Origin of the sequence: Calidifontibacillus erzurumensis (assembly GCF_013303125.1) — a bacterium.
In the GTDB taxonomy this organism is placed as follows: Bacteria; Bacillota; Bacilli; order Bacillales; family Bacillaceae_J; genus Calidifontibacillus; species Calidifontibacillus erzurumensis.
The window spans coordinates 1-25491 of the sequence record NZ_JABTTE010000030.1 but is presented as its reverse complement, the minus strand read 5'-3'; the positions used below and the strand labels follow the sequence as shown (position 1 = coordinate 25491).

At 38.6% G+C, this 25491-nt stretch carries 23 protein-coding genes, 1 tRNA gene and 1 other RNA gene; 24 read left to right on the top strand and 1 reads right to left on the bottom strand.

The annotated features are described in order from the left end of the window. Positions 1–205 precede the first annotated feature (205 nt). The 7 genes from HR057_RS15635 (at position 206) to HR057_RS15605 (ending at position 6768) form a co-directional block, all read left to right on the top strand. Positions 206–1777, top strand: coding sequence for a tetratricopeptide repeat protein (locus HR057_RS15635; RefSeq protein ID WP_173732374.1), 1572 nt, complete (start codon positions 206–208; stop codon positions 1775–1777). A 106-nt stretch (positions 1778–1883) separates the two neighbouring features. After that, a complete protein-coding gene (gene trxB / locus HR057_RS15630) occupies positions 1884–2843 on the top strand; it encodes a thioredoxin-disulfide reductase (protein WP_173732373.1) in 960 nt (319 codons plus the stop codon). A 104-nt stretch (positions 2844–2947) separates the two neighbouring features. Next, positions 2948–3412 (top strand): NUDIX hydrolase, encoded by a 465-nt coding sequence (locus HR057_RS15625; protein WP_173732372.1) that lies wholly within the window; start codon positions 2948–2950, stop codon positions 3410–3412. A gap of 125 nt (positions 3413–3537) precedes the next feature. After that, positions 3538–4425, top strand: a complete 888-nt coding sequence (gene rapZ, locus HR057_RS15620) for an RNase adapter RapZ (protein WP_173732371.1) — start codon at positions 3538–3540, stop codon at positions 4423–4425. Between the two features lie 4 nt (positions 4426–4429). Beyond that, a complete protein-coding gene (locus HR057_RS15615) occupies positions 4430–5383 on the top strand; it encodes a gluconeogenesis factor YvcK family protein (protein ID WP_329955898.1) in 954 nt (317 codons plus the stop codon). A gap of 15 nt (positions 5384–5398) precedes the next feature. After that, on the top strand, positions 5399–6349 hold the full coding sequence (whiA, locus tag HR057_RS15610) for a DNA-binding protein WhiA (RefSeq protein ID WP_173732370.1): 951 nt from the start codon (positions 5399–5401) through the stop codon (positions 6347–6349). A gap of 173 nt (positions 6350–6522) precedes the next feature. Then, positions 6523–6768: an HPr family phosphocarrier protein gene (locus tag HR057_RS15605; protein ID WP_196237965.1), complete on the top strand. Its 246-nt coding sequence runs from the start codon at positions 6523–6525 to the stop codon at positions 6766–6768. 69 nt (positions 6769–6837) lie between these two features. On the opposite strand, the gene clpP is transcribed toward HR057_RS15605, so the two are convergent. After that, positions 6838–7428, bottom strand: coding sequence for an ATP-dependent Clp endopeptidase proteolytic subunit ClpP (clpP, locus tag HR057_RS15600; protein WP_173732368.1), 591 nt, complete (start codon positions 7426–7428; stop codon positions 6838–6840). Positions 7429–7940: 512 nt separating this feature from the next. Between clpP and HR057_RS15595 the strand changes: the two genes are divergently transcribed. From HR057_RS15595 to ssrA, 17 genes are all read left to right on the top strand, one after another. Then, positions 7941–8012 (top strand) — tRNA-Arg (locus HR057_RS15595). 312 nt (positions 8013–8324) lie between these two features. Next, a complete protein-coding gene (gene rpoN, locus HR057_RS15590) occupies positions 8325–9638 on the top strand; it encodes an RNA polymerase factor sigma-54 (RefSeq protein WP_173732367.1) in 1314 nt (437 codons plus the stop codon). A 78-nt stretch (positions 9639–9716) separates the two neighbouring features. Beyond that, a complete protein-coding gene (locus tag HR057_RS15585) occupies positions 9717–9986 on the top strand; it encodes a glutaredoxin family protein (RefSeq protein WP_196237963.1) in 270 nt (89 codons plus the stop codon). Between the two features lie 125 nt (positions 9987–10111). Then, positions 10112–11164, top strand: a complete 1053-nt coding sequence (locus HR057_RS15580; protein ID WP_173732366.1) for a sugar-binding transcriptional regulator — start codon at positions 10112–10114, stop codon at positions 11162–11164. Between the two features lie 185 nt (positions 11165–11349). Then, positions 11350–12357 (top strand): type I glyceraldehyde-3-phosphate dehydrogenase, encoded by a 1008-nt coding sequence (gene gap, locus HR057_RS15575; RefSeq protein WP_173732365.1) that lies wholly within the window; start codon positions 11350–11352, stop codon positions 12355–12357. A 188-nt stretch (positions 12358–12545) separates the two neighbouring features. Next, positions 12546–13730, top strand: coding sequence for a phosphoglycerate kinase (locus HR057_RS15570; RefSeq protein ID WP_173732364.1), 1185 nt, complete (start codon positions 12546–12548; stop codon positions 13728–13730). Between the two features lie 65 nt (positions 13731–13795). Next, positions 13796–14560, top strand: a complete 765-nt coding sequence (gene tpiA, locus HR057_RS15565; RefSeq protein WP_173732363.1) for a triose-phosphate isomerase — start codon at positions 13796–13798, stop codon at positions 14558–14560. Beyond that, the gene (gene gpmI, locus HR057_RS15560; RefSeq protein WP_173732362.1) at positions 14553–16088 is read left to right on the top strand and encodes a 2,3-bisphosphoglycerate-independent phosphoglycerate mutase; all 1536 of its coding nucleotides are present in this window, start codon (positions 14553–14555) and stop codon (positions 16086–16088) included. The genes tpiA and gpmI overlap by 8 nt, the downstream gene beginning before the upstream one ends. Positions 16089–16278: 190 nt before the next feature. After that, positions 16279–17571 carry a phosphopyruvate hydratase gene (gene eno / locus HR057_RS15555; RefSeq protein WP_173732361.1) on the top strand — a complete coding sequence of 431 codons (1293 nt, stop codon included), beginning with the start codon at positions 16279–16281 and terminating at the stop codon, positions 17569–17571. A gap of 255 nt (positions 17572–17826) precedes the next feature. Next, positions 17827–18390, top strand: coding sequence for a tyrosine-type recombinase/integrase (locus HR057_RS15550; RefSeq protein WP_173732360.1), 564 nt, complete (start codon positions 17827–17829; stop codon positions 18388–18390). A 52-nt stretch (positions 18391–18442) separates the two neighbouring features. Then, positions 18443–18949, top strand: coding sequence for a cation:proton antiporter regulatory subunit (locus HR057_RS15545; protein WP_173732359.1), 507 nt, complete (start codon positions 18443–18445; stop codon positions 18947–18949). Continuing rightward, a complete protein-coding gene (locus HR057_RS15540; RefSeq protein WP_173732358.1) occupies positions 18950–20185 on the top strand; it encodes a cation:proton antiporter in 1236 nt (411 codons plus the stop codon). A 379-nt stretch (positions 20186–20564) separates the two neighbouring features. Then, entirely contained in the window at positions 20565–20798 is a 234-nt protein-coding gene (gene secG / locus HR057_RS15535) for a preprotein translocase subunit SecG (RefSeq protein WP_173732357.1), read from the top strand. Positions 20799–21082: 284 nt separating this feature from the next. After that, entirely contained in the window at positions 21083–21823 is a 741-nt protein-coding gene (locus tag HR057_RS15530) for an alpha/beta hydrolase (RefSeq protein ID WP_173732356.1), read from the top strand. Between the two features lie 15 nt (positions 21824–21838). After that, positions 21839–24115: a ribonuclease R gene (rnr, locus tag HR057_RS15525; protein ID WP_173732355.1), complete on the top strand. Its 2277-nt coding sequence runs from the start codon at positions 21839–21841 to the stop codon at positions 24113–24115. Positions 24116–24291: 176 nt separating this feature from the next. After that, on the top strand, positions 24292–24759 hold the full coding sequence (gene smpB / locus HR057_RS15520) for an SsrA-binding protein SmpB (protein ID WP_173732354.1): 468 nt from the start codon (positions 24292–24294) through the stop codon (positions 24757–24759). 133 nt (positions 24760–24892) lie between these two features. Then, positions 24893–25247, top strand: a transfer-messenger RNA (tmRNA) gene (gene ssrA / locus HR057_RS15515). The last annotated feature ends 244 nt before the right edge of the window (positions 25248–25491 follow it).

Here is a 25491-nt window from a genome sequence, read left to right as displayed (position 1 = left end):
TCCCACTATTAACATCAACATGCAAAGAAATGACCTGAATACATAAATATCAACAACCATCTAATGCTAAATTATGTTATACTTATATCGTCAAATATTCTAACAATTTTTTGAATAATAGATTCGTTTCAATAGGTAATTGTTTTCAATAGCTTTGATAAGCTGTCAAGTTATTGACACAATTATATAAACCTATGGAGGTAATATGGAAATTAAAACACTTGACCCTAATTCAACGAAACAAGATGAACGAATTCAATCGCCATATAATGATTCTAAAAAAAATCAGTATGGAGAAATTGTCGAATTTGTTCGAGATGGGGAGCATTTTTTTAATAAAGGTCTGAAATATTACCGGCAGCGCGATTTAAATAAAGCAAAAAAATATTTGCATAGGGCAATCCATTTTAATCCGAAAAAAGCTGAATATTTATGCCAGCTTGCAATTGTCCTGTCGGAACTTGAGGAATATAAAAAAGCAAATGCCCTTTTGTTGGATGTCGTTGAAAAACTCGATCCGAACATGTATGAATGCTATTCATTCCTTGCTAATAACTACGCCCATTTAGGATTATTTCAAGAAGCTAAAAAATATGCCAATATGTATTTGACACTTGCTCCTGATGGGGAATTTTATGAGGACACTGAAGAATTGCTTGATTTATTAAGCATTGAAATGAATGAGCTTGATATTCACAGCGAGGAAGACGAATTAATCATTAGACAGGAAACTGCAAGGGAACTTCTTGAACAAGGAAAGCTCGAAGAAGCGAGCGATATGCTGCAAAAAATTGTGAAAGAATATCCTGAGTTTTGGTCTGCCTACAATAATTTGTCTCTTGCTCAATTTTATTTAGGAAATGTTCAAAAAGCTGTAAAAATAACGCAAGACGTTCTAAAAAGAAGCAAAGGAAACCTTCACGCTCTTTGCAATTTAGCTGTATTCTATTATTATCTTGGGCGTGAAAAAGATGTAGCTGATCTTGTGGAACAATTGAAAGCTGTTCATCCGATTGACATGGACCATCGCTCCAAACTTGGAGTGACTTTTGCTTTATTAGGTCAATATGAGAGTGCCTACACTTGGCTGCGCTGGCTCTATAAACATGGCTATGAAGGAGATGGCGCATTTTATTACTGGCTGTCCATTTCTGCTTTTTATACAAACCACGAAAATTTTGCAAAAGAAATTTGGCAAAAAGTCGTGAAGCTGAATCCGGATAAACAAGGAACAGAACCATGGTCCAAAAATTATAACTATATAGGCCAGCATGAGCTTAAAATGTATGAAGCAATCATTTATACGTTTAAATCTGATATGTGCATCGAAAAGAAGCTGCTTTTATTGCTTTTATTAATGAAAACAGGCAATATGACAGCCCTTGAAGAAATTAATGAATATTTACAAAACGAAGATGAAAATCCAATTCTTAAAGAATTTGCAAAATTAATGTTGTGCAAACTAACGAATGAAAAAGCCCCAGTTTCTGAACGCGTCATCGATGCAGGTCATGTCATTGACACGATTTCAGAATTTAGCACTTGGCCGGAGGTGCTCGAACAAAAATTTTATTTATTTTGGTTCCGTGTCATGGTAGGTGCATTTGACGAGCCAATTAGCTTTAAAAATCACCATGCTTGGGCAGCTGTTATCGAATTCGGCTGCTTGCTTGCAGAAGGGCATAAAGTGACGAAAAAGCAATTAGCAGATAAATATGGAATATCAACATCAACTTTTGACAAATATATCGATTACGCTAGTGAGCAGCTCATATGAGCATTTCAATGGACGAAAAAATACAAATTCGCTAGACTAAAGAAAGAAGATTGTATATAGGGTTACGGGTATATGAAGCCCCGAAAAATAAAAGGAGTGTCTTAAAATGAGCGAAGAAAAAATTTGGGATGTCATCATTGCTGGGGCAGGACCTGCCGGGATGACAGCAGCTGTATATACATCAAGAGCGAATTTATCAACATTAATGATCGAGCGTGGAATTCCTGGCGGACAAATGGCTAATACTGAAGAAGTTGAAAATTATCCAGGCTATGATTCTATTTTAGGACCTGAATTATCAACAAAAATGTTTGAACATGCGAAGAAGTTCGGCGCAGAATATGCGTATGGAGAAATAAAGCAAATAATCAATGAAGATCCTTACAAAATTGTCGATTGCGGAAATAAACAATATAAAGCGAAAGCGGTTATTATTGCGACAGGCGCTCACCATAAAAATTTAAATATCCCTGGAGAGAAAGAATATAGCGGTCGGGGCGTGTCTTATTGTGCTGTTTGTGATGGAGCATTTTTTAAAGGAAAAGAATTAGTAGTGATCGGCGGCGGCGATTCAGCTGTTGAGGAAGGGTTATATTTAACACGTTTTGCTTCCAAAGTTACTTTGATCCATCGCCGGGATGAGCTCAGGGCACAAAAGATTTTACAAAAACGAGCATTTGAAAATGAAAAAATGGAATTTATTTGGAATCACGTTCCGAAAGAAATTAAAGGAACAGATGGAAAAGTTTCAAGCATTGTGATTGAAGATGTAAAAACAGGTGAACAACGCGATTTCAAAACAGATGGAGTCTTTATATATATCGGTCTTGTACCGTTAAGCGAACCTTTTAAAAGCCTTGGAATTACGAACGAGAATGGATATATTGAAACAAATGATTTAATGGAAACAAAAATTCCTGGCATCTTTGCAGCCGGTGATGTTCGTGAAAAAATGCTGCGCCAAATTGTAACAGCAACTGGTGACGGAAGTATTGCTGCTCAAAGTGCTCAACATTATATTGAAGAATTAAATGAAAAATTAAATCAAGTATCCAATAAGGCATAAAGATTCCTTTATGCCTTTTTCTATAGGCAAATTGTTACCTTTACATAATAGTAGTATAATTGTAATATTGGTAAAGGTTTGATCGGTAAAAGAGGTGATATCAATTGCAGCGAATTACAAATTGTGTATTGAGAAAAGGTGATGAAGTTTTGCTTCTGCAAAAGCCAAGCCGAGGCTGGTGGGTGGCTCCTGGTGGAAAGATGGAGCTAGGCGAGTCTATCAAAGAAGCAGTCATCCGTGAATATTATGAAGAGACAGGTATTCGTCTAAAAAATCCTTCTGTGAAAGGAATCTTTACAATTAATATTAAAGAAAACGATCAAGTCACTTCCGAGTGGATGATGTTTACGTTTGTCGCCGATGAGTTTGATGGCGTCAATTATGATGAATCTAGGGAGGGCATTATTCGTTGGCATTCGGTCAATGATGTGCATAAGCTGCCAATGGCGCCTGGCGACTACCATATTATAGAGCATTGCTTGAATGGAAATGGAACGGTTTATGGAACTTTCATGTATACACCGGAGTTTGAGCTTCTTTCATACCGTTTAGATCCACCGAAAGCATAAGTAACAGAACGTTGAAATATACTTCACAAGCGACTTATTTGCTTCATTTTATGCGAATCTTCATAGCTATATACATCAAGGCGAGAAATACATCAGGATGAATTTTGTTAAAGAAGGGAAATAAAATGAGTATTGGTAATCAAGAAGTGCAGATGGTGATCATAACCGGAATGAGCGGTGCAGGGAAAACTGTAGCTGTTCAAAGTTTCGAAGATTTAGGTTTCTTCTGTATTGATAATTTGCCGCCAACGTTATTGCCGAAATTTATGGAATTAGTTAAAGAGTCTGGAAATAAAATGAATCGAATAGCGCTTGTGATGGATTTGCGCGGCAGGGAGTTTTTTGACTCACTAGTAGATGCGATTGACAGTTTGAGTGAAGCGAATTGGATCAATCCGCAAATTCTCTTTTTAGATGCGAGTGACCAAGTGTTAGTCAGCCGCTATAAAGAAACAAGACGGTCACATCCATTGGCAAAAAGCGGGCTCCCGCTCGAGGGAATTATGCTTGAACGGGAAATTCTTGATGAACTCAAAGGAAGAGCCCAACAGATCATTGATACATCGAATCTTACACCACGAATGCTTAGGGAAAGAATTATTAACGATTATGCGAAAGGAAAACAGCAAACTTTTACCGTCAATATCATTTCCTTTGGCTTTAAATATGGGCTTCCGATTGATGCAGATTTAGTTTTTGATGTACGCTTCTTGCCAAATCCACATTATATTGATGCCCTTCGTCCAAAAACTGGATTGGATGAAGAAGTATCCTCCTATGTTTTAAAACAGCCGGAAACACAGAAATTTCTTGAAAAATTGGTTGATTTATTGACATATATGTTGCCGCAATACAAGCGGGAAGGAAAAAGTCAGTTAGTTATTGCGATCGGCTGCACGGGAGGACAGCATCGTTCTGTTACACTTGCTGAGTATCTTGGAAAATGTTTTGAAAATGAATATGTTGTGAAGTGTAGTCATCGGGATATTGAAAAACGAAAAGGACAAAGGTAATGAAATGGATTTGAAAAAACTTCCGAAAATTATAGTCATTGGTGGGGGAACAGGCTTGCCTGTCCTCCTGCGGGGATTAAAAAATTATCCTCTCGATATCACTGCGATCGTGACCGTTGCTGATGATGGCGGGAGCTCCGGCAGGCTTCGCAATGATTTGCAAATTCCGCCTCCTGGAGATATCCGTAATGTGCTTGCAGCATTATCAGAAGTTGAGCCATTGATCGTCCGCCTATTTCAGCATCGCTTTCAAAATGGCAGTGAATTATCAGGTCATGCTTTAGGGAATTTGCTGCTCGCGGCCATGACGAATATTACCGGGGATTTCGTCAGCGGAATTCGTGAAATGAGCAAAGTGCTGAATGTAAAAGGAAAAGTTTTGCCAGCTGCAAACCGGGGAATTATTTTGCATGCCGAATTAGAAGATGGCTCAATCGTGACCGGAGAATCGAAAATTCCAAATGCTAATAAAAAAATAAAACGAGTATTTTTATCACCGCACAATGTTGAACCGCTTCCTGAATCATTAGAAGAAATTGCACAAGCAGATTTGATCGTCATTGCCCCTGGAAGTTTATATACAAGTATATTGCCGAATTTACTCGTTAAAAAAATTGGTGAACAGCTTTGCCGCTCGAAAGCGAAGAAAATATATGTGTGCAACATCATGACGCAGCCGGGAGAAACGATGGGCTTTAGTGCAAGCGACCATGTAAAAGCACTTTATGATCATTTACAATGCAATTTTTTAGATTACATTATCGTGAATGACGCGGACTTGCCAAAGGAAATTTTAAAAAGGTACGCTCTTCAAAATGCCGAGCCCGTTCGATATGATGTAGAAAAGTTGAAAACTTTTGGCTTGCAAATTATTAACGAAGATTTAGTGCAAATCCAACAAGGCGTTATTCGTCATGATACAAGAAAAATTGCCCGCGTCATTTATTCATTATTGTAAGGGAGGTGTGCTAAGTTGTCTTTTGCTTCTGAAACGAAAAAAGAGCTAACGAATTTGGAAATAAAAGATTGCTGTGCAAAAGCCGAACTTTCTGCATTGATCCGCATGAATGGTTCGATGTCCTTCGCAAATCGAAAGATCACCATCGATGTGCAGACAGAAAATGCGGCGATTGCCAGACGAATCTACTCTCTTGTGAAACGGGAGTACAACATACCAGTGGAACTTTTAGTGCGCAAAAAAATGCGCTTGAAAAAAAATAACGTTTATATCGTTCGGATGGTTCAGCAAGCAAAAGAAATTTTACAAGAACTTGGCATACTTGGAGAAGATTTTACATTCATTCGAACTATTTCAAAAAATTTTCTATCAAAAAAATGCTGTAAACGTTCTTACTTGCGCGGCGCCTTTTTGGCAGGTGGTTCTGTTAATAACCCTGAAACGTCTTCCTATCATTTAGAAATTTTTTCGCTTTATGAAGAACATAATCAGTCGCTTTGTGACCTGATCAATTCTTTTAATTTAAATGCGAAAACATTGGAACGAAAAAAAGGGTTTATTACGTATATCAAAGAAGGGGAAAAAATTAGCGAGTTCTTAAATATTATCGGCGCCCATCAAGCACTCCTTCATTTTGAAGATGTCCGCATTGTTCGTGATATGCGCAATTCAGTGAATCGTCTCGTCAATTGTGAAACAGCAAACTTAAATAAAACGATCGGTGCAGCCGTTCGCCAATTAGAAAATATCCGGTATATTCAAGAGACGGTCGGTCTTGATTTCCTGCCTGAAAAGCTGCGCGAAATTGCTGAGCTAAGAATTGCTTATCAAGACGTTACTTTAAAAGAATTAGGAGAAATGGTTTCCAGCGGTCAAATAAGTAAATCCGGCATCAACCATCGCTTGCGAAAAATTGATGAAATTGCAGAAAAATTACGTTTAGGTGAAACCATTTCGAAACAATAATCGTATAACTTTGTAAGAAAGAACTGTCAATTGTCATAATGTATAAAAAAATATAGATAAAAAGATCAATCATTTGTAACAATGTTGAAACCAGTTTCATTGTTTGCTTTGATAAAATAAATAATAATGTGGTTGTGTTTGACAAGGAGGATGACATTGTGATAGAGAAAACGATGACAGTAAAGTTGAAGACTGGTTTGCAAGCACGTCCAGCAGCATTGTTCGTTCAAGAAGCGAACCGCTTTTCTTCTGACATTTTTTTAGAGAAACAAGGGAAAAAAGTGAATGCAAAAAGCATTATGGGCTTGATGAGCTTGGCTGTAGAATCAGGTGCTGTCATTAAGCTATATGCTGAAGGCCATGATGAAAAAGAAGCTGTAGAAAAACTTGCAGCATTTGTAGAAAAAGAACATATTTAATTTTTTTCAATGAGTAAAAAGCTTCCGCCTTTTTTGGTGGAAGCTTTTTGCTTTAATTATTGTTTTGCCTTAATTATGGCTTTTTGTAATAACTTTGTCGATCAATCCGTACTCTCTTGCTTTTTCTGCATCCATGAAATTATCTCTTTCTGTGTCGCGATTGATCACTTCGATTGGTTGCCCTGTTCTTTCAGCCATAATAGAATTTAATTTTTCACGCATTCTAATAATACGTCTTGCATGAATTTCAATATCAGTTGCTTGACCTTGTGTACCGCCAAGTGGTTGGTGAATCATAATTTCACTGTTCGGCAATGCAAAACGTTTTCCAGGGGCACCAGCGCATAGCAAAAATGCTCCCATAGAAGCTGCCATACCGATGCAAATCGTAGATACATCAGGTTTAATAAACTGCATCGTATCATAAATAGCCATACCTGCTGTAATAGAACCACCAGGGCTATTTATGTACAATGAAATATCCTTATCAGGATCTTCAGCAGCCAAGAATAAAAGTTGTGCGACAATCGAGTTTGCGACAGTATCATCAATAGGTGTTCCTAACATTATGATCCGGTCTTTTAATAATCTTGAATAAATATCATATGCTCTTTCCCCGCGGTTTGTTTGCTCAATAACAGTTGGAATTAAGTAACTCATAATGATAGTTATCCTCCTTTTTCAAAAAATGACTTCTAATTCCATAATACAATGAAAGGTCAATAATGGGCAAACATGATGTTATGTATCGTTCATCTTTTCTTCTCACCATAGTTTTTGTATGCCCATTTTGCACAATTTTAAACGATACTGCGTCTAATTTAGTAAAATCGTAACAGGCAGATGGAGCGGCTAATTCATTGTATGGCTTAAGATGTCAAAATATGCGCGGTATGAAAGATCAAAGATTGCTTTATTGGTTTTTACAGTTTTTGAGTAAATCAGTACGTAATAATAAATTTAAATTCCTGGAAAACATTGGTGTACTTTTGGAATCAAGTAACAACGTTTAGAAGTTCAAACGTAAGCTTAAGTTTAATCTCCATAGGTCTTTTAATTAGTTGATATTTCTTTAGGGATAGCGTTTAATTTTACTTACTTCATGCAAACCTGAGAAAAATTACTGCTTGCAAAACAATATAATTTTTCCTATAATATAATTTGTCACGTTTGCCCTCGTGGTGTAATGGATAACACGCAAGATTCCGGTTCTTGAACTGTGGGTTCGATTCCTGCCGAGGGCGTTTTTAATTTTTAGGGGTATACCAATAATAGCCGAAAATCGCATCATTTTGCGTTTTCGGCTATTTTTATTTTTCAAGGTGCAAAAAGAATACGAATGAATTCAATAAAATTTGCCCGAAATCTAACTGAAAAGTTCCAATCGAAAGGTACAAAACACTCTTAATCATTCACATTCCTATGATTTAGAGTGTTATTCTTATTTCAGCAAATGTATAAATTCAAATTAATAAAAATTTTTTATCAATAATAGTAAGCGTTTCCATACAATAGTATTAATATTTATAGTAAAATGCTACATAAGGGGGATGCATATGAAACAAGGTCTAGTGCAACTGCAAACGACGAAACTCGTCATGACTACGGAATTGAGACAAGCGATTTCATTGCTGCAATTTTCTTCAGCGGAACTTATGCAATTTTTACAGGAACAAGCTACGGAAAATCCACTTTTAAATGTTGTAGAACCATTACAAATTTATGCGAGTAAAAAGCGTAAGAAAAAAAATTCAACGACTTTTACCGGAGAACCTTTCCAAAAAGTCGACCGGTACTCGAATGCGACTTCCATACATGATCATTTACTAAAACAAATTGGTCTCATGGACGTGAACGGAAAAGAAAAGCAAATATTGGACTATTTAATATTATCAATTAATGATGCGGGTTATTTTGTTGGAAATATTGAGGAAATCAGTGCGCGGTTTTCCGTTACTATAGAAAAAGTTGAAGAACTCTTGGGCAAAATTCAGGAATGTGATCCGCCTGGGGTTGGTGCTCGTAACCTTCAAGAATGTTTACTTTTGCAACTTAAAAATCAACAAGAGCGGAACTTGTTGGCAGAACAAATTGTAGAACAGCACTTAGAAAAGCTGGCAGACCGGAAATGGAAAGAAATTAGCCAAATCATTCAAGAACCAATTGAAAAAATTCAGGAAGTGTTCGATTATATTCAAACGTTGAATCCACGCCCAGGAAGTGCTTTTACGAAAGAAGCGCCTAATTATATTATTCCAGATATGATTATTACGAGACAAAATGATGGAACATTTGCGTTAAGTTTTAATGAAGACGTGATTCCTACTATTAAAATTGATAGCGCTTACGAAAGTTTCATGAACAAACTAAGTAATGAAGCGAACAAATATTTAAAGGAAAAATTAGAACATGTCCACTTTATTAAAAAAGCATATGAACAGCGGTTGTTGACCATGCAGAAAGTAATGGAAGCAATTTTAGAAAAGCAAGCGGAATTTTTCCATTTTGAACATGGCAAATTAAAGCCTTTGACGATGAAAGAAGTAGCCGAGAAAATTGGTGTTCATGAATCTACGGTCAGCCGGACGGTCAATGGAAAATATGTACAAACACCAAAAGGCGTATTTGAATTAAAATACTTTTTTACTTCTACGATTCAAACTGAGAATTTGGAAGATGTATCATCAAAAGCGGTTAAAGAAACGATTAAAGCAATTATCGATAAAGAAAATAAGAAAAAACCGTTGTCAGACCAACAAATAGCCGTCATACTAAAAGAGAAGCATGGATACAATATTTCGCGGCGGACGGTGGCCAAATATCGCGAACAGCTCGGAATTCTTTCTTCTTCAAAGAGAAAAAGATATTAATAATTTTATAGTTAAAAGCTCCAATGAAGAAAATTGCCGCATTGTTCTGATTCTTTTGCCAAAGGAGAAATATTCTGCATGAAACACCCGATTTACGTCAATTTATACACAAGAACAGTTTGTCCACTTTGCGAGAAAGCAAAAGACCAATTGCTCAAGTTGGCACAACAATTTCCCCTTGTCATTAATGAAATCGATATTTACCAAAATGATCGCTTGTTAGAAAAATATCATTTAATGATCCCAGTCGTCGAAATTGACGGCAAGGAAATCGATTACGGGATGATTGATGTCGAAACGATCAGAAGATATTTGTTAGAAAGAGATGACGAATTTGTTGAACATTAATATTATTCCTGTTAAAATTATTTTCATAGCAGGAATGATTTTTTTTACCCTGAATGGGACAAAATTTGTCTAGATGGGACAAAAAACGTCCTAGTGGGAAATCATTCAATTAAGGGGAAGGTATTGTGGAAGATGTATTAAAACTACTGCAAAAACTATCACCGGATTTTATTGACACGATTTTTAAACGACATCAAATTTTAAAATACGTTCGCTTGATGGAACCGGTCGGCCGCCGCGTATTAGCTGCTCATTTAGGGATGACAGAACGCGTTCTCCGCGGAGAAATTATGTTGTTAAAAGAACAAGGACTTATTTCTGTTGCAGCCGCTGGAATGAGTTTAACAGACGACGGCAGGCAAGTGATCAAACAGCTTGAACCGATCATGAAAGAAGTATCAGGTTTAAAACATTTAGAACACAAATTAAAAGAAATTTTAAATATTCAAGAAGTGATCATCGTTTCTGGAGATAGCGACCAGAACGAACTAGTGAAAAAAGAAATGGGAAGAGCATGTGCCAGCCGTATGAAGAAAAGCTTTACTTCAAATAATATTATCGCCATTACAGGAGGGTCTACATTAGCGGCAGTAGCTGAAATGATGACCCCCGACATAGAAGGACGCAAGCTTATGTTTTTCCCAGCACGTGGCGGTTTAGGTGAATATGTTGAAAATCAAGCAAACACAATCGTTGCCAAAATGGCTGAAAAAACGATGGGGCAATATAAGCTTTTGCATGTGCCGGATCAAGTGAGCGAAGATGCCTATGCTTCCCTAGTTGAAGAACCTGCGATCAAAGATGCTTTAGAGATGTTAAAACGAGCAACGATGGTTGTTCATGGGATCGGGGACGCCATGAATATGGTAAAACGGAGAAAGCACGATCAGGAAACAACTCAGAAAATCATTGACGGGCAGGCAGTTGGTGAAGCATTCGGCTATTATTTTGATGCCGATGGGAAGATCGTTCATAAAGTGCGAACGATCGGACTTCAACTTGAGTATTTGCAAAATGTACCTTGCATTATTGCAGTTGCGGGAGGTGCATCAAAGGCTAGGGCCATTCAAGCTGTTATGAAGCAAGAACAAGGCAGGAAAACGATTTTGATCACAGATGAAGGAGCAGCAAGAGCGCTTATTCAAGACTATGCAAATTCAACTAACGATAGTTTTTAAGATGAATATTAAAAATATGTATATTTGCAAAAAGTAATAAGAGAAAAGGTAAGTTTTTCAATTGATCAATGAACTACGCTATAAAAAATATTGTTTAACAGAAACTTATTCAAATTAATTAATTCCCCATTATTAAAGCATTGGGTTATAAATAAGAGATTATTGATTTTTAAGGAGGATATAGGATGACAGTAAAAGTAGGTATAAATGGGTTTGGTAGAATTGGGCGGACTGTGTTTCGGGCAGCGGTGAATCATCCGAATGTTGAGATTGTGGCCATCAATGATTTAACAGATGCGAAAATGCTTGCACATTTGCTGCAATTTGATTCTGTTCACGGCAAATTTGAAAAAAGAGTAGAAGTAAACGGCAATAATATCGTTGTTGATGGGAAAGAAATCGTTGTAAAAGCAGAGCGCGATCCGGCTAATTTAGGTTGGGGCGAGCTTGGCGTTGATATAGTGATTGAGTCAACGGGTCGCTTCACAAAACGAGTAGATGCTTCCAAGCATTTAGAGGCTGGAGCTAAAAAAGTCATTATTTCAGCACCGGCAAAAGATGAAGATATTACAATCGTCATGGGCGTCAACGAAGACAAATACGATCCGCAAAACCATCATGTCATTTCGAACGCTTCTTGTACGACAAATTGTTTGGCGCCATTTGCGAAAGTGCTCCATACTAAATTTGGCATCAAACGCGGTATGATGACAACGGTTCACTCTTATACGAATGATCAGCAAATTTTAGATTTGCCGCACAAAGATTACCGTCGTGCCCGCGCGGCTGCTGAATCTATTATTCCGACAACGACCGGAGCTGCGAAAGCTGTTGCGCTCGTATTGCCAGAATTAAAAGGAAAGCTGAACGGTATGGCGATGCGTGTACCAACCCCAAATGTTTCCCTCGTTGACCTTGTGGCAGAGCTTGAAAAAACGGTAACGGTAGAAGAAGTGAATGCAGCTTTAAAAGAAGCAGCAGAAGGACCATTGAAAGGAATTTTAGATTACAGTGAATTGCCACTCGTTTCAAGAGATTATAACGGTTCAACTGCTTCATCAACGATCGATGCCTTATCTACAATGGTGATCGAAGGAAGTTTAGTAAAAGTTGTTTCTTGGTACGACAATGAAACCGGCTATTCTCACCGCATTGTTGACCTGATCGATTACATTGCAAAAAAAGGACTATAATTTTAATTTTTTAGCTTTTTTTATAAAATTTGTTTCCCTAGTAGTGAACTGTAGACAAGGAACGTTTATAATATCATAATGTAAGAAATAGAGGGAGAAAAAGGAAGGTTGCCTTTGACCCCCTCTTTTCGCGTTACTTGCGACGAAAACAACCATTTATTTGAGAAAGAAAAGGAGGCCGCGGGCAAATGAACAAAAAGTCGATCCGTGACATCGATGTCAATGGAAAAAGAGTATTTTGCCGCGTAGATTTTAATGTGCCGATGCAAGACGGCCAAGTCACAGACGATACTCGTATTCGTGCAGCGATACCGACCATCCAATATTTAAGCGAGCAAGGTGCAAAAGTCATTTTAGCGAGCCACCTTGGTCGTCCAAAAGGAAAAGTAGTTGAAGAAATGCGTTTAACTGCGGTCGCTCAAAGATTAAGCGAGCTAATCGGAAAACCTGTGAAGAAAACGGATGAAGCATACGGTCCTGAAGTTGAACAGGAAATTGCAAAAATGCAAAATGGAGATTTGCTTCTATTAGAAAACGTCCGTTTTTATCCTGGAGAAGAAAAAAATGATCCAGAACTTGCGCGTTCGTTTGCAGCTTTAGCTGATATTTACGTGAATGATGCTTTTGGAGCTGCGCACCGTGCCCACGCTTCTACCGAAGGAATTGCCCATCATCTTCCTGCTGTTGCCGGATTTTTGATGGAAAAAGAGCTTGAAGTTTTAGGAAAGGCTTTATCAAATCCTGAACGCCCATTTACCGCCATTATCGGTGGAGCAAAAGTAAAAGATAAAATCGGCGTTATTGAAAATCTGTTGGATAAAGTGGACAACCTAATTATTGGCGGCGGATTAGTTTTCACATTTATTAAAGCACAAGGTTATGAAATTGGAAAATCGCTACTAGAAGAAGATAAAATTGATCTTGCGAAATCATTTATCGAAAAAGCGAAAGAAAAAGGCGTTAATTTCCTAATGCCAATCGATGCAGTCGTTGCCAATGAATTTTCAAATGATGCTGAAACAAAGGTTGTTCGTATTGATGAAATTCCTGCAGATTGGCAAGGCCTTGACATCGGTCCAGAAACAGTGGAACAATATCGGGAAGTCATTCAAAAATCGAAGCTTGTCATTTGGAATGGTCCAATGGGTGTATTTGAAATGGACAAGTTTGCCAATGGTACAAAAGGCGTTGCTCAAGCTTTAGCAGAAGCTGAACATACATATACTGTCATTGGCGGTGGAGATTCAGCTGCAGCTGTTGAAAAATTTGGCTTAGCTGATAAAATGGACCACATTTCCACGGGTGGTGGAGCATCGCTCGAATTTATGGAAGGTAAAGAATTGCCTGGTGTCGCAGCGTTAAATGACAAGTAATTAAAGGGCACTTCTTTTCCCCATCCAAGTAAGTTAAGGTGAGGAAATTTTAAGGAGCGAAAAAGATGAGAAAACCAATTATTGCAGCAAATTGGAAAATGCACAAAACTTTAGCCGAAGCTATAAGTTTCGTCGATCAGGTAAAAAATTCGATTCCTTCACCTGAAAAAGTAGATTCGGTCGTTTGTGCGCCTTTTCTATTTTTAGAGCGTCTAAGCAATTTAACAAAAGATACGAACTTAAAAATTGGTGCGCAAAACATGCATTTTGAACAAAAAGGGGCTTTTACAGGCGAAATTAGCCCAATTCAGCTTCGCGATATTGGCGTTGACTACGTTATTATCGGCCATTCCGAACGGCGTGAAATGTTTGCTGAAACGGACGAGACAGTCAATAAAAAAGTCCATGCCGCATTTGCCCATGGTCTTACACCAATCGTTTGTGTTGGTGAAACATTAGAACAGCGCGAAGCAGGTTCAACGAATGCAGTTGTTGGTGCACAAGTAGAAAAAGGATTAGCAGGTCTTTCAAATGAGCTTGCTAAGCAAGTGGTCATCGCCTATGAACCAATTTGGGCGATTGGCACTGGCAAGTCTTCAGATGCAACCGATGCCGATGAAGTTTGCGGTTATATCCGTGAAGTCATAGGAAAATTGTTTGATAATGAAGTAGCTGAAAGTGTTCGAATTCAATATGGAGGCAGTGTAAAGCCGGATAATATTGGAGAATTTATGGCCCGGCCGAACATTGATGGCGCCCTTGTCGGCGGTGCCAGCTTAGAGCCGGATTCGTTCTTGCAGCTTTTGGAGGCAGTGAAACAAAATGGGTAGAAAACCACATGCGTTGATTATTTTAGATGGATTTGGTTTACGGGATGAAATCAAAGGGAATGCGGTCAAACAGGCGAATAAACCGAATTTCGACCGTTACTGGAATGAGTTCCCGCACACGCAGCTAACCGCATGCGGTGAGGCTGTTGGTTTGCCGGAAGGACAGATGGGAAACTCAGAAGTCGGACATTTAAATATCGGTGCCGGCCGCATTGTTTATCAAAGTTTAACACGTGTTAATATTGCGATCCGTAAAGGCGAGTTTTTCAAGAATGAAACGTTCTGTCAAGCGATGGAACATGTGAAAAAGAACAATACAAGCTTACACATTTTCGGTTTATTATCCGATGGAGGAGTCCATAGCCATATTAACCATATGTATGCGCTGCTCAAAATGGCGAAAGCCGAAGGTGTGGAACGCGTTTATGTCCATGGCTTTTTAGATGGCCGTGACGTCGGTCCGCAAACAGCAAAAGGCTTTATTGAAGAAGCGGAAGAAAAATTTAAAGAAATTGGCGTCGGCCAGTTTGCGACGATTTCCGGACGCTATTACTCCATGGACCGCGATAAGCGCTGGGATCGTGTGAAAAAATCTTATGATGCAATGGTTTATGGCGAAGGTCCGACGTACCATTCAGCGATCGAATGTGTGGAGGATTCTTATCAAAATGGTATTTTTGATGAATTTGTTTTGCCATCGGTTATTGTAAAAGAAAATGGCGAGCCGGTTGCGACCATTACAGACCGGGATGCTGTCATCTTTTATAATTTCCGTCCAGACCGTGCCATTCAAATTTCACGCGCTTTTACAAATGAAGATTTCCGCGAATTTGACCGCGGACCTAAAGCGCCGAAGGATTTATATTTTGTCTGCTTGACACACTTTAGTGAAACCGTTGACGGCTATGTTGCGTTTAAAACAGTTAATTTGGACAATACATGTGGTGAAGTTCTTTCACAACACGGCTTGAAGCAGTTAAGAATTGCTGAAACGGAAAAATATCCGCACGTCACATTCTTCTTTAGCGGCGGCCGTGAAGAGAAGTTTCCTGGTGAAGAGCGGATTTTAATCGATTCGCCAAAAGTTCCGACTTATGATTTAAAACCGGAAATGAGCGCTTATGAAGTAACAGAAGCGCTGCTAGCGGAACTGGATGCCGATAAGCATGATGTCATTATTTTAAATTTTGCGAACCCTGACATGGTTGGTCATTCCGGAATGCTAGAACCAACGATTAAAGCGGTGGAAGCCGTTGATGAATGTTTGGGTAAAGTTGTCGATAAAATTTTGGAAAAAGGCGGCGTGGCGATTATCACCGCAGACCATGGTAATGCGGACGAAGTCGTTACCCTTCATGGGGAGCCAATGACAGCCCATACGACAAATCCAGTGCCTGTCATCGTTACAAAGAAAGGACTAAAACTTCGCGATGATGGCATTTTAGGCGATTTATCACCAACTTTATTAGATTTATTGAATATTGAACAACCAAAAGAAATGACAGGAACGTCATTAATTATTAAGTAATGAATTCTAAATATTTCAATTCAGCCCTTTGACGACTTTCTTTTTGTCAAAGATAGGCAGGAAACAGCGGGACAAATCTCGTATTTTCCAAGGTGAGAAGCGCGCACCACCGAGGATTTTTTCCTGCACAAGTTTTTTTAAAAACGGATCGATCCAAAAAAACGAAATAATTTAAAGGAGAGAAAAAACAATGCCAATTATTGTTGACGTTTATGCACGTGAAGTTTTAGATTCACGCGGCAATCCGACGGTTGAAGTTGAAGTTTATACTGAATCAGGAGCAATGGGACGAGCTTTAGTGCCAAGCGGTGCTTCTACAGGTGAATATGAAGCAGTTGAATTGCGTGATGGCGATAAAGAACGTTACTTAGGTAAAGGTGTTTTAAAAGCTGTTGAAAATGTGAACGAAAAAATTGCTCCAGAAATTATCGGCTATGACGTAACAGACCAAGTTGCTATTGACCAACGCTTAATTGAGTTGGATGGCACTGAAAATAAAAGCAACTTAGGAGCAAATGCTATTCTTGGCGTATCAATGGCTGTTGCTCGTGCAGCTGCTGATTTCTTAGAAATTCCTTTGTATGCTTACCTTGGCGGATTTAACGCAAAAACATTGCCAGTACCAATGATGAATATCATCAATGGCGGCGCTCATGCTGACAATAACGTTGATATTCAAGAGTTCATGATCATGCCTGTAGGTGCAGAAAGCTTTAAAGAAGCATTACGAATGGGTGCAGAAATTTTCCATAGCTTAAAAGCAGTTTTAAAAGCAAAAGGCTACAATACTGCTGTTGGTGATGAAGGCGGCTTTGCGCCAAACTTAAGCTCTAATGAAGAAGCATTACAAACAATCATCGAAGCCATTGAAAAAGCTGGCTATAAGCCTGGTGAACAAGTCATGTTGGCAATGGATGCAGCTTCTTCAGAGTTTTATAACAAAGAAGACGGCAAATACCATTTAGCAGGTGAAGGCGTTGTAAAAACATCTGCAGAAATGGTTGAGTTTTACGAGAATTTAGTGAATAAATATCCAATCATCTCAATTGAAGATGGTTTAGATGAAAACGACTGGGAAGGCCATAAGTTATTAACTGAGCGCCTTGGCAATCGCGTACAACTTGTAGGCGATGACTTGTTTGTAACAAATACGAAAAAGCTTGCGCAAGGTATTGAAAAAGGCGTTGGCAACGCAATCTTAATTAAAGTAAACCAAATTGGTACACTAACTGAAACATTCGATGCAATCGAAATGGCTAAACGTGCCGGCTATACAGCAGTAATTTCTCACCGTTCTGGTGAAACAGAAGACAGCACCATTGCTGACATCGCTGTAGCAACAAACGCTGGTCAAATTAAAACAGGGGCTCCATCCCGTACAGACCGCGTGGCGAAATACAACCAATTGCTTCGCATTGAAGATCAATTGGGCGGCATGAGCAAATATGCAGGCTTATCTGCTTTCTATAACTTGAAAAAGTAATTGATTAACGAAAAAGTAAACGGCGGGATCTATAGATTCCGCCGCTTTTTTATGTCTAAAAAATGAGCGCCCCTTTCTCATTCTAAGTTTCAATTCGGTTTTTCCTTCATACGTTGTTGATTTCGTGAAAACGGTCTTCTGCTCGTCACATTCAAAAAATTGAATCCTTTCCTTTCGTGTGGGAGCATTTTCTTTGCATGTTACTTAATATTAGTCTATAATATAATTAAGTAACATGAATGAAGGGGAAATGATATGGAGTTTGTAGAAGCGATAAGGGACATTAAACAAATTAATGCAATGAAAAAGTACTTAAAAAAACATTCGGAGAGAGATTATGCGCTTTTCGTGTTTGGAATTAATACAGGATTGAAAATTACAGAAATTTTAGATATGAAAGTTTCCGACGTATTGTCAGCAGATGGGAAAGTAAAAGATTTTTATTTCATTACTTATAAAAACAAAAAAAGCAATGAAGTTTATTTAAACAATAAGGTGAAACAAGCGTTGCAGCATTATATTGAAGCCGCAAACTTAAACGATGGCGACTACTTATTCCCATCTCCGAAAACAAACAAGCCAATTACCCGCCAGCAAGCATACCGGATTATTCATCAAGCAGCTAAACATGTTGGTATTGAAGGGAAAATTGGCACAAATACGATGCGGAAAACTTTCGGTTATCACGCCTATAAGCGTGGTGTTGCAATCTCTCTTCTGCAAAAGCATTTTCACCATGCCACACCTTCTGCAACTCTAAAATACATAGGGATTTCTAAAGATGAAAAAATTCGAACAGAAATTGATGTAAATCTCTAATGTTTTATTCCTTCATTCAATCAATAATCTATATTTTTAGGAGGTATTAAAGATGAATATTAGAGAAAGTGAACTCCCTGGAATTGGATGCAAATTTGAAATTATTACAAAAAATGATGAAAAGTTAGTCATTATCCTTCACGATGATGGTCGAAGAGAAGTTTATCATTTTGATGCAGATGATCATGATGAAGTTGTTAGCAGCATTACATTATCCGACCTAGAAGCAAGACAAATTGCTGGCATTCTTGGCGGCATGATTTACAAACCGAAAGCTTTAGAAACAGTAGAAGTTGCCTTTGATGATTTGCTTATTGAATGGTATCAAGTCGAACCGAATGCTCCAGTCATCAATAAGACCATTGGTGAACTTGATATTCGGAATAAATATGGAATCAATGTGATCGCTGTTAAGAAAAGAAATTCAAAAAAATCTCATAGCCCTGGGCCTGATACAGTAATTGAAGCAGGTGATACGCTAGTAATCTCAGGAGAAAGAAATCAAATCAAAGACTTAATTCAACAGTTATTATCTTCAAGCAGGGGGGATGATGCATAGATGGATCATCTAGTATTGGAGGTTGGTACGGCACTCGTCCTTGTCGCTATTGGAGCTATTATTGCAAATAAGCTAAAGTTTTCTATCATACCATTCCTCATTGTATTGGGGATGCTTGTTGGTCCCCATGCCCCTCAAATTGGATTCTTAGATTTAACCTTTATTGAAAGCAATGAAATTATTAGCTTTTTAGGCCGGATGGGCGTCCTTTTCCTATTATTCTATTTAGGGCTCGAATTTTCTGTAGGAAAACTTATGAAGTCCGGCCGGAATATTGTTGTTGGCGGCACGATTTACGTGGCGATCAACTTTGTCCTCGGGTTATTGTATGGTTTTATAACAGGAATGCCATGGATTGAGACATTGATTATTGCAGGACTTTTAAGTGTGTCTTCTAGTGCCATCGTTGCAAAAGTGCTCGTTGACTTAAAAAGAACAGCCAATCCCGAAACCGAATTGATTCTCGGAATCATTTTATTTGACGACATTTTCCTCGCCTTATTCTTAACTATAATGTCAGGTGTGTTATTGGCAGGTTCTGCTTCCATCTTTGGCATTGTCACTTCTGTTTTGATTTCTGTAGGTTATATGCTTCTATTTTTCATTATTGCCAAAAAAGGTGCTCCTTTATTAAATAAATGGCTGGCTATCAAATCAAATGAATTATTTATCATTGTTGTTTTTGCGGTTCTATTTTTTGTGGCTGGTTTTTCAGAAACACTTCATGTTGCTGAAGCAATTGGCGCTCTTTTATTGGGGCTCGTCTTTTCTGAAACGGAGCACCGCGATCGAATTGAACGGTTAGTCGTACCTTTCCGCGATTTCTTTGGTGCGGTATTCTTTTTCAGTTTTGGTCTAAGTATTGATCCTGCAACACTAAAAGATGCTGTTTGGCTCGCACTTGGCGCTGCAATCCTTACAATCGTTGGGAACTTTACTGCTGGAATGATTTCAGGAAGAAAAGCAGGTTTGTCTCACAAAGCTTCCTCAAACATTGGCTTAACGATCATGGCTCGCGGTGAATTTTCCATCGTCGTTGCAAACTTAGGAGTTAGTGCCGGATTAAATCCAGTATTAATGCCGTTTACAGCCCTCTATGTTTTAATATTGGCAATTGTGGGACCGATCCTTGCTAAAGAAAGCAAACAGATTTATGGATATTTAAATAAAATTTTCAAGTGGAGCGCACCTCCGAAAAAGAAAAAAATAAAAATTCCAGGAGAACAAAATTTTTAAAGCTTCAATGGATATCCGCCTTAATGGTACGATGCAAACACCGCAAAATATGAATTTCATCATTGATACCTAGTAAGAACATGTTCATTTCCTAATCAACAAGATAATTGTGCGGCCCTAGACCTGATTGCTGCTTTTTTCACTTAGAGTTCAATTTGATCAGTCGGGTCAGGGGCGTTTATTCAAAAGGCGCTTCAACTCCAATACGCTTAACCCCTTGATTCCGCTTGTTTTTCTTGAAAAGTTATGATAAAGTGGGATTATTGTGGAATGCGTGTCAGAACTGTAAGAACATAAAAAATAAAATAAAAATCGGCAATTTTTAAGGATTCATGTTCGATAGAAGTTGCTTAGTAGGAAGAAATAGGGGGTATCATTGATGCATGCTGTAGCAGTGACTCTATTAATTATAGTATCGATTGGATTAATTGTAGTCGTTTTATTACAATCCGGCAAAAGCCATGGTTTATCTGGGGCGATTTCCGGTGGAGCGGAACAACTTTTCGGAAAGCAAAAAGCACGTGGGATGGAAGCTGTATTACAAAAAATAACGATCGTTTTGGCAATTTTGTTCTTTATTTTATCAATTGCAGTGACTTATTTTGAAGTTTAATCGTTCTTTTGAAGAGGGTCTTGAAAAACTGCTTGATCGTTCGGTTCTATTTCATCAAAATTGCTTTTTCAAACAGCAGGTGTTTTTCCGCCTGCTGTTTTTGCGTATATGAAAAGTTTAAAAGTGTTGAGCCAGGGGTGTCAAAGCATTTATTTTGTACAGAAATACACTGCTGATCTATTACATACTTCGTAGGCTGCGGACATCCCTCCAACGGAAAACAGTTCAATTTGCTTATGAACGGTCAATTTGGTAAAGAATATGAAAAAGGAGATTTACATTTTATGAAGATCATTCCACCAAAACCGTTTACTTTTGAAGCTGGGGAACGTGCCGTTTTATTGCTTCATGGTTTTACAGGCAATACGGCTGATGTCAGAATGCTCGGGCGTTTCTTGCAAAGCAAGGGATACACATGTCATGCCCCTTTATATAAAGGGCACGGTGTACCGCCAGAAGAATTGGTACATACAGGTCCTGATAATTGGTGGCAAGACGTCTTAGAAGGCTACCAATTTTTAAAAACGAACGGCTATGAAAAGATTGCCGTTTGCGGCCTTTCCCTTGGAGGAGTGTTCTCTTTAAAATTAGCATACACTATGCCGGTTGTGGCTGTTATACCAATGTGTGCACCTATGCATATAAAAAGTGAAGAGACGATGTATAAAGGGATTCTTGCTTATGCTAGAGAATATAAACGGAAAGAAGGAAAAACAAAAGATCAGATTGAAGCAGAAATGGAACAATTTCAAAAAACACCAATGAAAACACTAAAAGACTTACAGCAGCTCATTGCTGATGTCAGACAGAATGTAGATCAAATTTATGCACCTACTTTTGTTGTTCAAGCTCGCCACGACAACATGGTTAATACTGAAAGCGCTGAAATCATTTTTAACGAAGTACAAGCAGTGCATAAAAAATTAAAATGGTATGAACAATCGGGTCATGTGATCACACTTGATAAAGAACGAAACGAGTTGGAAAACGATATTTATCAGTTTTTACATCATCTTCATTGGTAAGGAGTGTGAAAAGGGATGGAAGATCGTATTGAACGGCTGTTATCCTTTATGCGGGAAGAATCGTATAAGCCTTTAACAATTAAAGAATTGGAAGAAGCATTTGGGATTAGCGATTCTTCAGAATTTAAAGAGTTTGTGAAAACGCTCGTCCATATGGAAGAAGAAGGGCTCGTCATTCGTACGAGAACGAATCGTTATGGTGTGCCGGAACGTATGAATATGGTGAAGGGGAAAGTTATCGCCCATTCGAAAGGATTCGCGTTCGTAGAAGCTATTGATCAAACGATAGATGATATTTTTATTCCACCTTCTGAATTAAGAGGTGCGATGCATGGGGATATTGTATTGGCCCGCATTGATCGCCGTCCAGAAGAAGGTCGTCCGGAAGGGGCAGTCGTCCGCATCATTGAACGTGGAGTTACGACTATTGTCGGCACTTATGTAGACAATAAATATTTCGGCTTTGTCATTCCAGACGATAAGAGAATTGCTAGCGACATTTTTATTCCGAAAGATGCAAAAAATGGAGCTGTTGATGGCCACAAAGTGGTTGTCAAAATAACAAAATATCCGGAAGGCCGTATGAGTGCCGAAGGAGAAATCATCCAAATATTAGGACATAAAAATGATCCGGGGGTTGATATTCTTTCCATTATTTATAAATACGAGCTTCCGAGAGAATTTCCGCAAGATGTGTTGGAACAGGCACAAAATACTCCGGATGAAATTAAACCAGAAGAACTGCAAAACCGCCGCGATTTGCGCGATCAAATGATTGTGACAATTGACGGGGCGGATGCGAAAGATTTAGACGATGCGGTTACTGTCACGAAACTTGAAAACGGAAATTATAAATTAGGCGTCCATATTGCCGATGTATCTTATTACGTTAAAGAAGGGACACCAATCGATCGGGAAGCTTTAGAACGTGGGACGAGCATTTACTTAGTGGACCGCGTCATTCCGATGATTCCTCATCGGCTTTCCAACGGTATTTGCAGTTTAAACCCACAAGTAGACCGGTTAACGATTTCTTGTGAAATGGAAATTAATCCGAAAGGCGAAGTCGTTTCCCATGATATTTTCCCAAGCGTCATTCGCACGACAGAAAGAATGACGTATTCCGATGTTAATCGTATCATCGTTGACAAAGACCCTGAGTTGATGGAAAAATATGAGCCGCTTGTTCCGATGTTTTTCTTAATGAATGAGCTCGCAGAAATTTTACGTAAAAAAAGATTTGAGCGCGGTGCGATTGATTTTGACTTTAAAGAAGCAAAAGTGTTGGTTGATGAAGATGGCAAACCGACCGATGTTGTTATTCGCGAGAGATCCGCGGCTGAACGATTGATTGAGGATTTCATGCTCATTGCCAATGAAACCGTTGCTGAGCATTTCCATTGGATGAATTTACCGTTTATTTACCGGGTTCATGAAGATCCGAAAGAAGAAAAATTAAACCGTTTCTTTGAATTTATTACAAACTTCGGCTATGTAGTAAAAGGAACCGCAAACGAAGTTCATCCGCGCGCCCTGCAGCAAATTTTAGAAGAGTGCCGCGGCACACCGGAAGAAATGGTCATTTCAACTGTCATGCTCCGGTCGATGAAACAAGCTCGCTATGATGCGGAAAGTTTAGGACATTTCGGTTTGTCAGCTGATTTTTATACTCATTTTACATCACCGATTCGCCGCTATCCGGACTTAATTGTTCATCGTCTCATTCGTACTTATTTGTTTGAAGGAAAAATGGACGAAGAAACGCAGCAAGCTTGGCGGGAAAAACTTCCGGATATCGCTGAGCATTCTTCCAATATGGAGCGCCGGGCTGTTGATGCTGAGCGTGAAACAGATGATCTGAAAAAAGCTGAGTTTATGCTTGATAAGATCGGCGAAGAATTTGACGGCATCATCAGCTCCATTACGAATTTCGGTTTGTTTGTTGAACTTCCAAATACAGTTGAAGGTCTCGTTCATGTAAGTTACTTAACCGATGATTACTATCATTATGATGAATCTCGATATGCTATGATCGGTGAACGGACCGGAAATATTTTTAGAATCGGCGATGAAATCACTGTTCGTGTCGTCAACGTCAACAAAGAAGAACGGATCGTTGATTTTGAAATTGTCGGCATGAAAGGGTCAAGAAGACCAGAACGGAAAGAAAAGCCAAAAGTGATCCACAGTGGAAGTGGCCACCGAAAAGGAAAAAACAAAGAAAAACAACCAGAAAACAATCACCACGTTAAAAAAGGACATAAAAAGAAGAAGAAAAAGAAGAAAAAATAAGTTGATGGGCTGCCGCTTCATCTTTAAGAGGGTCAGCCAGTGTTTGTATCTAGATGACCCGTGCAATCTTCATGGAAAGTTCAAATTCGAGCGGCAGCGCCTCGCTAGTCGGAAAACTATGCATTTGTTATAGTAGATACTAGAGAAAAGGAATGTCTAGGAGGGGAGATTCAACAATGCCAAAAGGTGAAGGGAAAGTTATTGCACAAAATAAAAAAGCCTATCATGATTATTTTATAGAAGACACATATGAAGCTGGCATTGTCCTTCAAGGAACGGAAATTAAATCAATTCGAGCGGGCCGTGTTAATTTGAAAGACTCTTTTGCCAAAATTCAAAAAGGCGAAGTGTTTTTACATAATATGCATATAAGTCCTTATGAACAAGGAAACCGTTATAACCATGATCCGTTGCGGACACGTAAGCTGCTCCTTCATAAACGGGAAATTCAAAAGCTCATTGGAATTACAAAAGAACAAGGCTATTCACTTATTCCATTAAAAATATATTTGAAAAATGGCTACGCAAAAGTTTTAATCGGATTAGCCAAAGGTAAAAAGAAATATGATAAACGGGAAGATATGAAACGGAAAGAAGCAAAACGGGAAGTTGAACGCGCCTTTAGAGAACGTCAAAAACTGTAAAATTTTAGTTAGTTATTAAGAAGTTTACAGTTGATAACCATTAGTTTTGTGCTATAATATGAATTGTAAAGGAAATCAATAAAAAACATACGCTTTTAAGCCAGCTAATCCTGTACCTTATATTTTATAATATGGGGACGCTACGGATTCGACAGGAGTAGTTCGAGCTTAAGCGGCGAGTCGAGGGGTCGCGGCCTCGTAAAAACGCAACCTAATAATAACTGGCAAACAAAATTACGCTTTAGCTGCCTAATTTGCGCAGCTAGATCCTTCCTCCATCGCCCATGTGGAGAGCAAGGGTCTCAAACTGAGTGGGCTTACGCCTGATCCCGCCGTCTGAGGGAGAGGGAAGAGACGAATCAGACTAGCCGCTTGGATGCCCGTTGGTAGGCGGAAGAGATGGCGAAAACCTAATATGCCAACTACACTCGTAGAAGCTTAAGTGGCGATGCTTTTGGACGTGGGTTCGACTCCCACCGTCTCCATACATGAATTTCACTGAATTTCAAACAGTGTCAAAACCCTTGAATATCAAGGGTTTTTTTATTTTATCTATTTCATTCAATGTCATTTAATTTCATTATGTGGCATTTAAAATGGCATTTAATAAAGTGTTATTCTTCATCATTTCCATCAATATAAGCAACGAATTTTTGGACTGCATTTTTTTGAGCTTTTTTAGTGACATGAGTGTATATATCTAATGTAGTTTTAGAGTCGCTATGTCCTAAT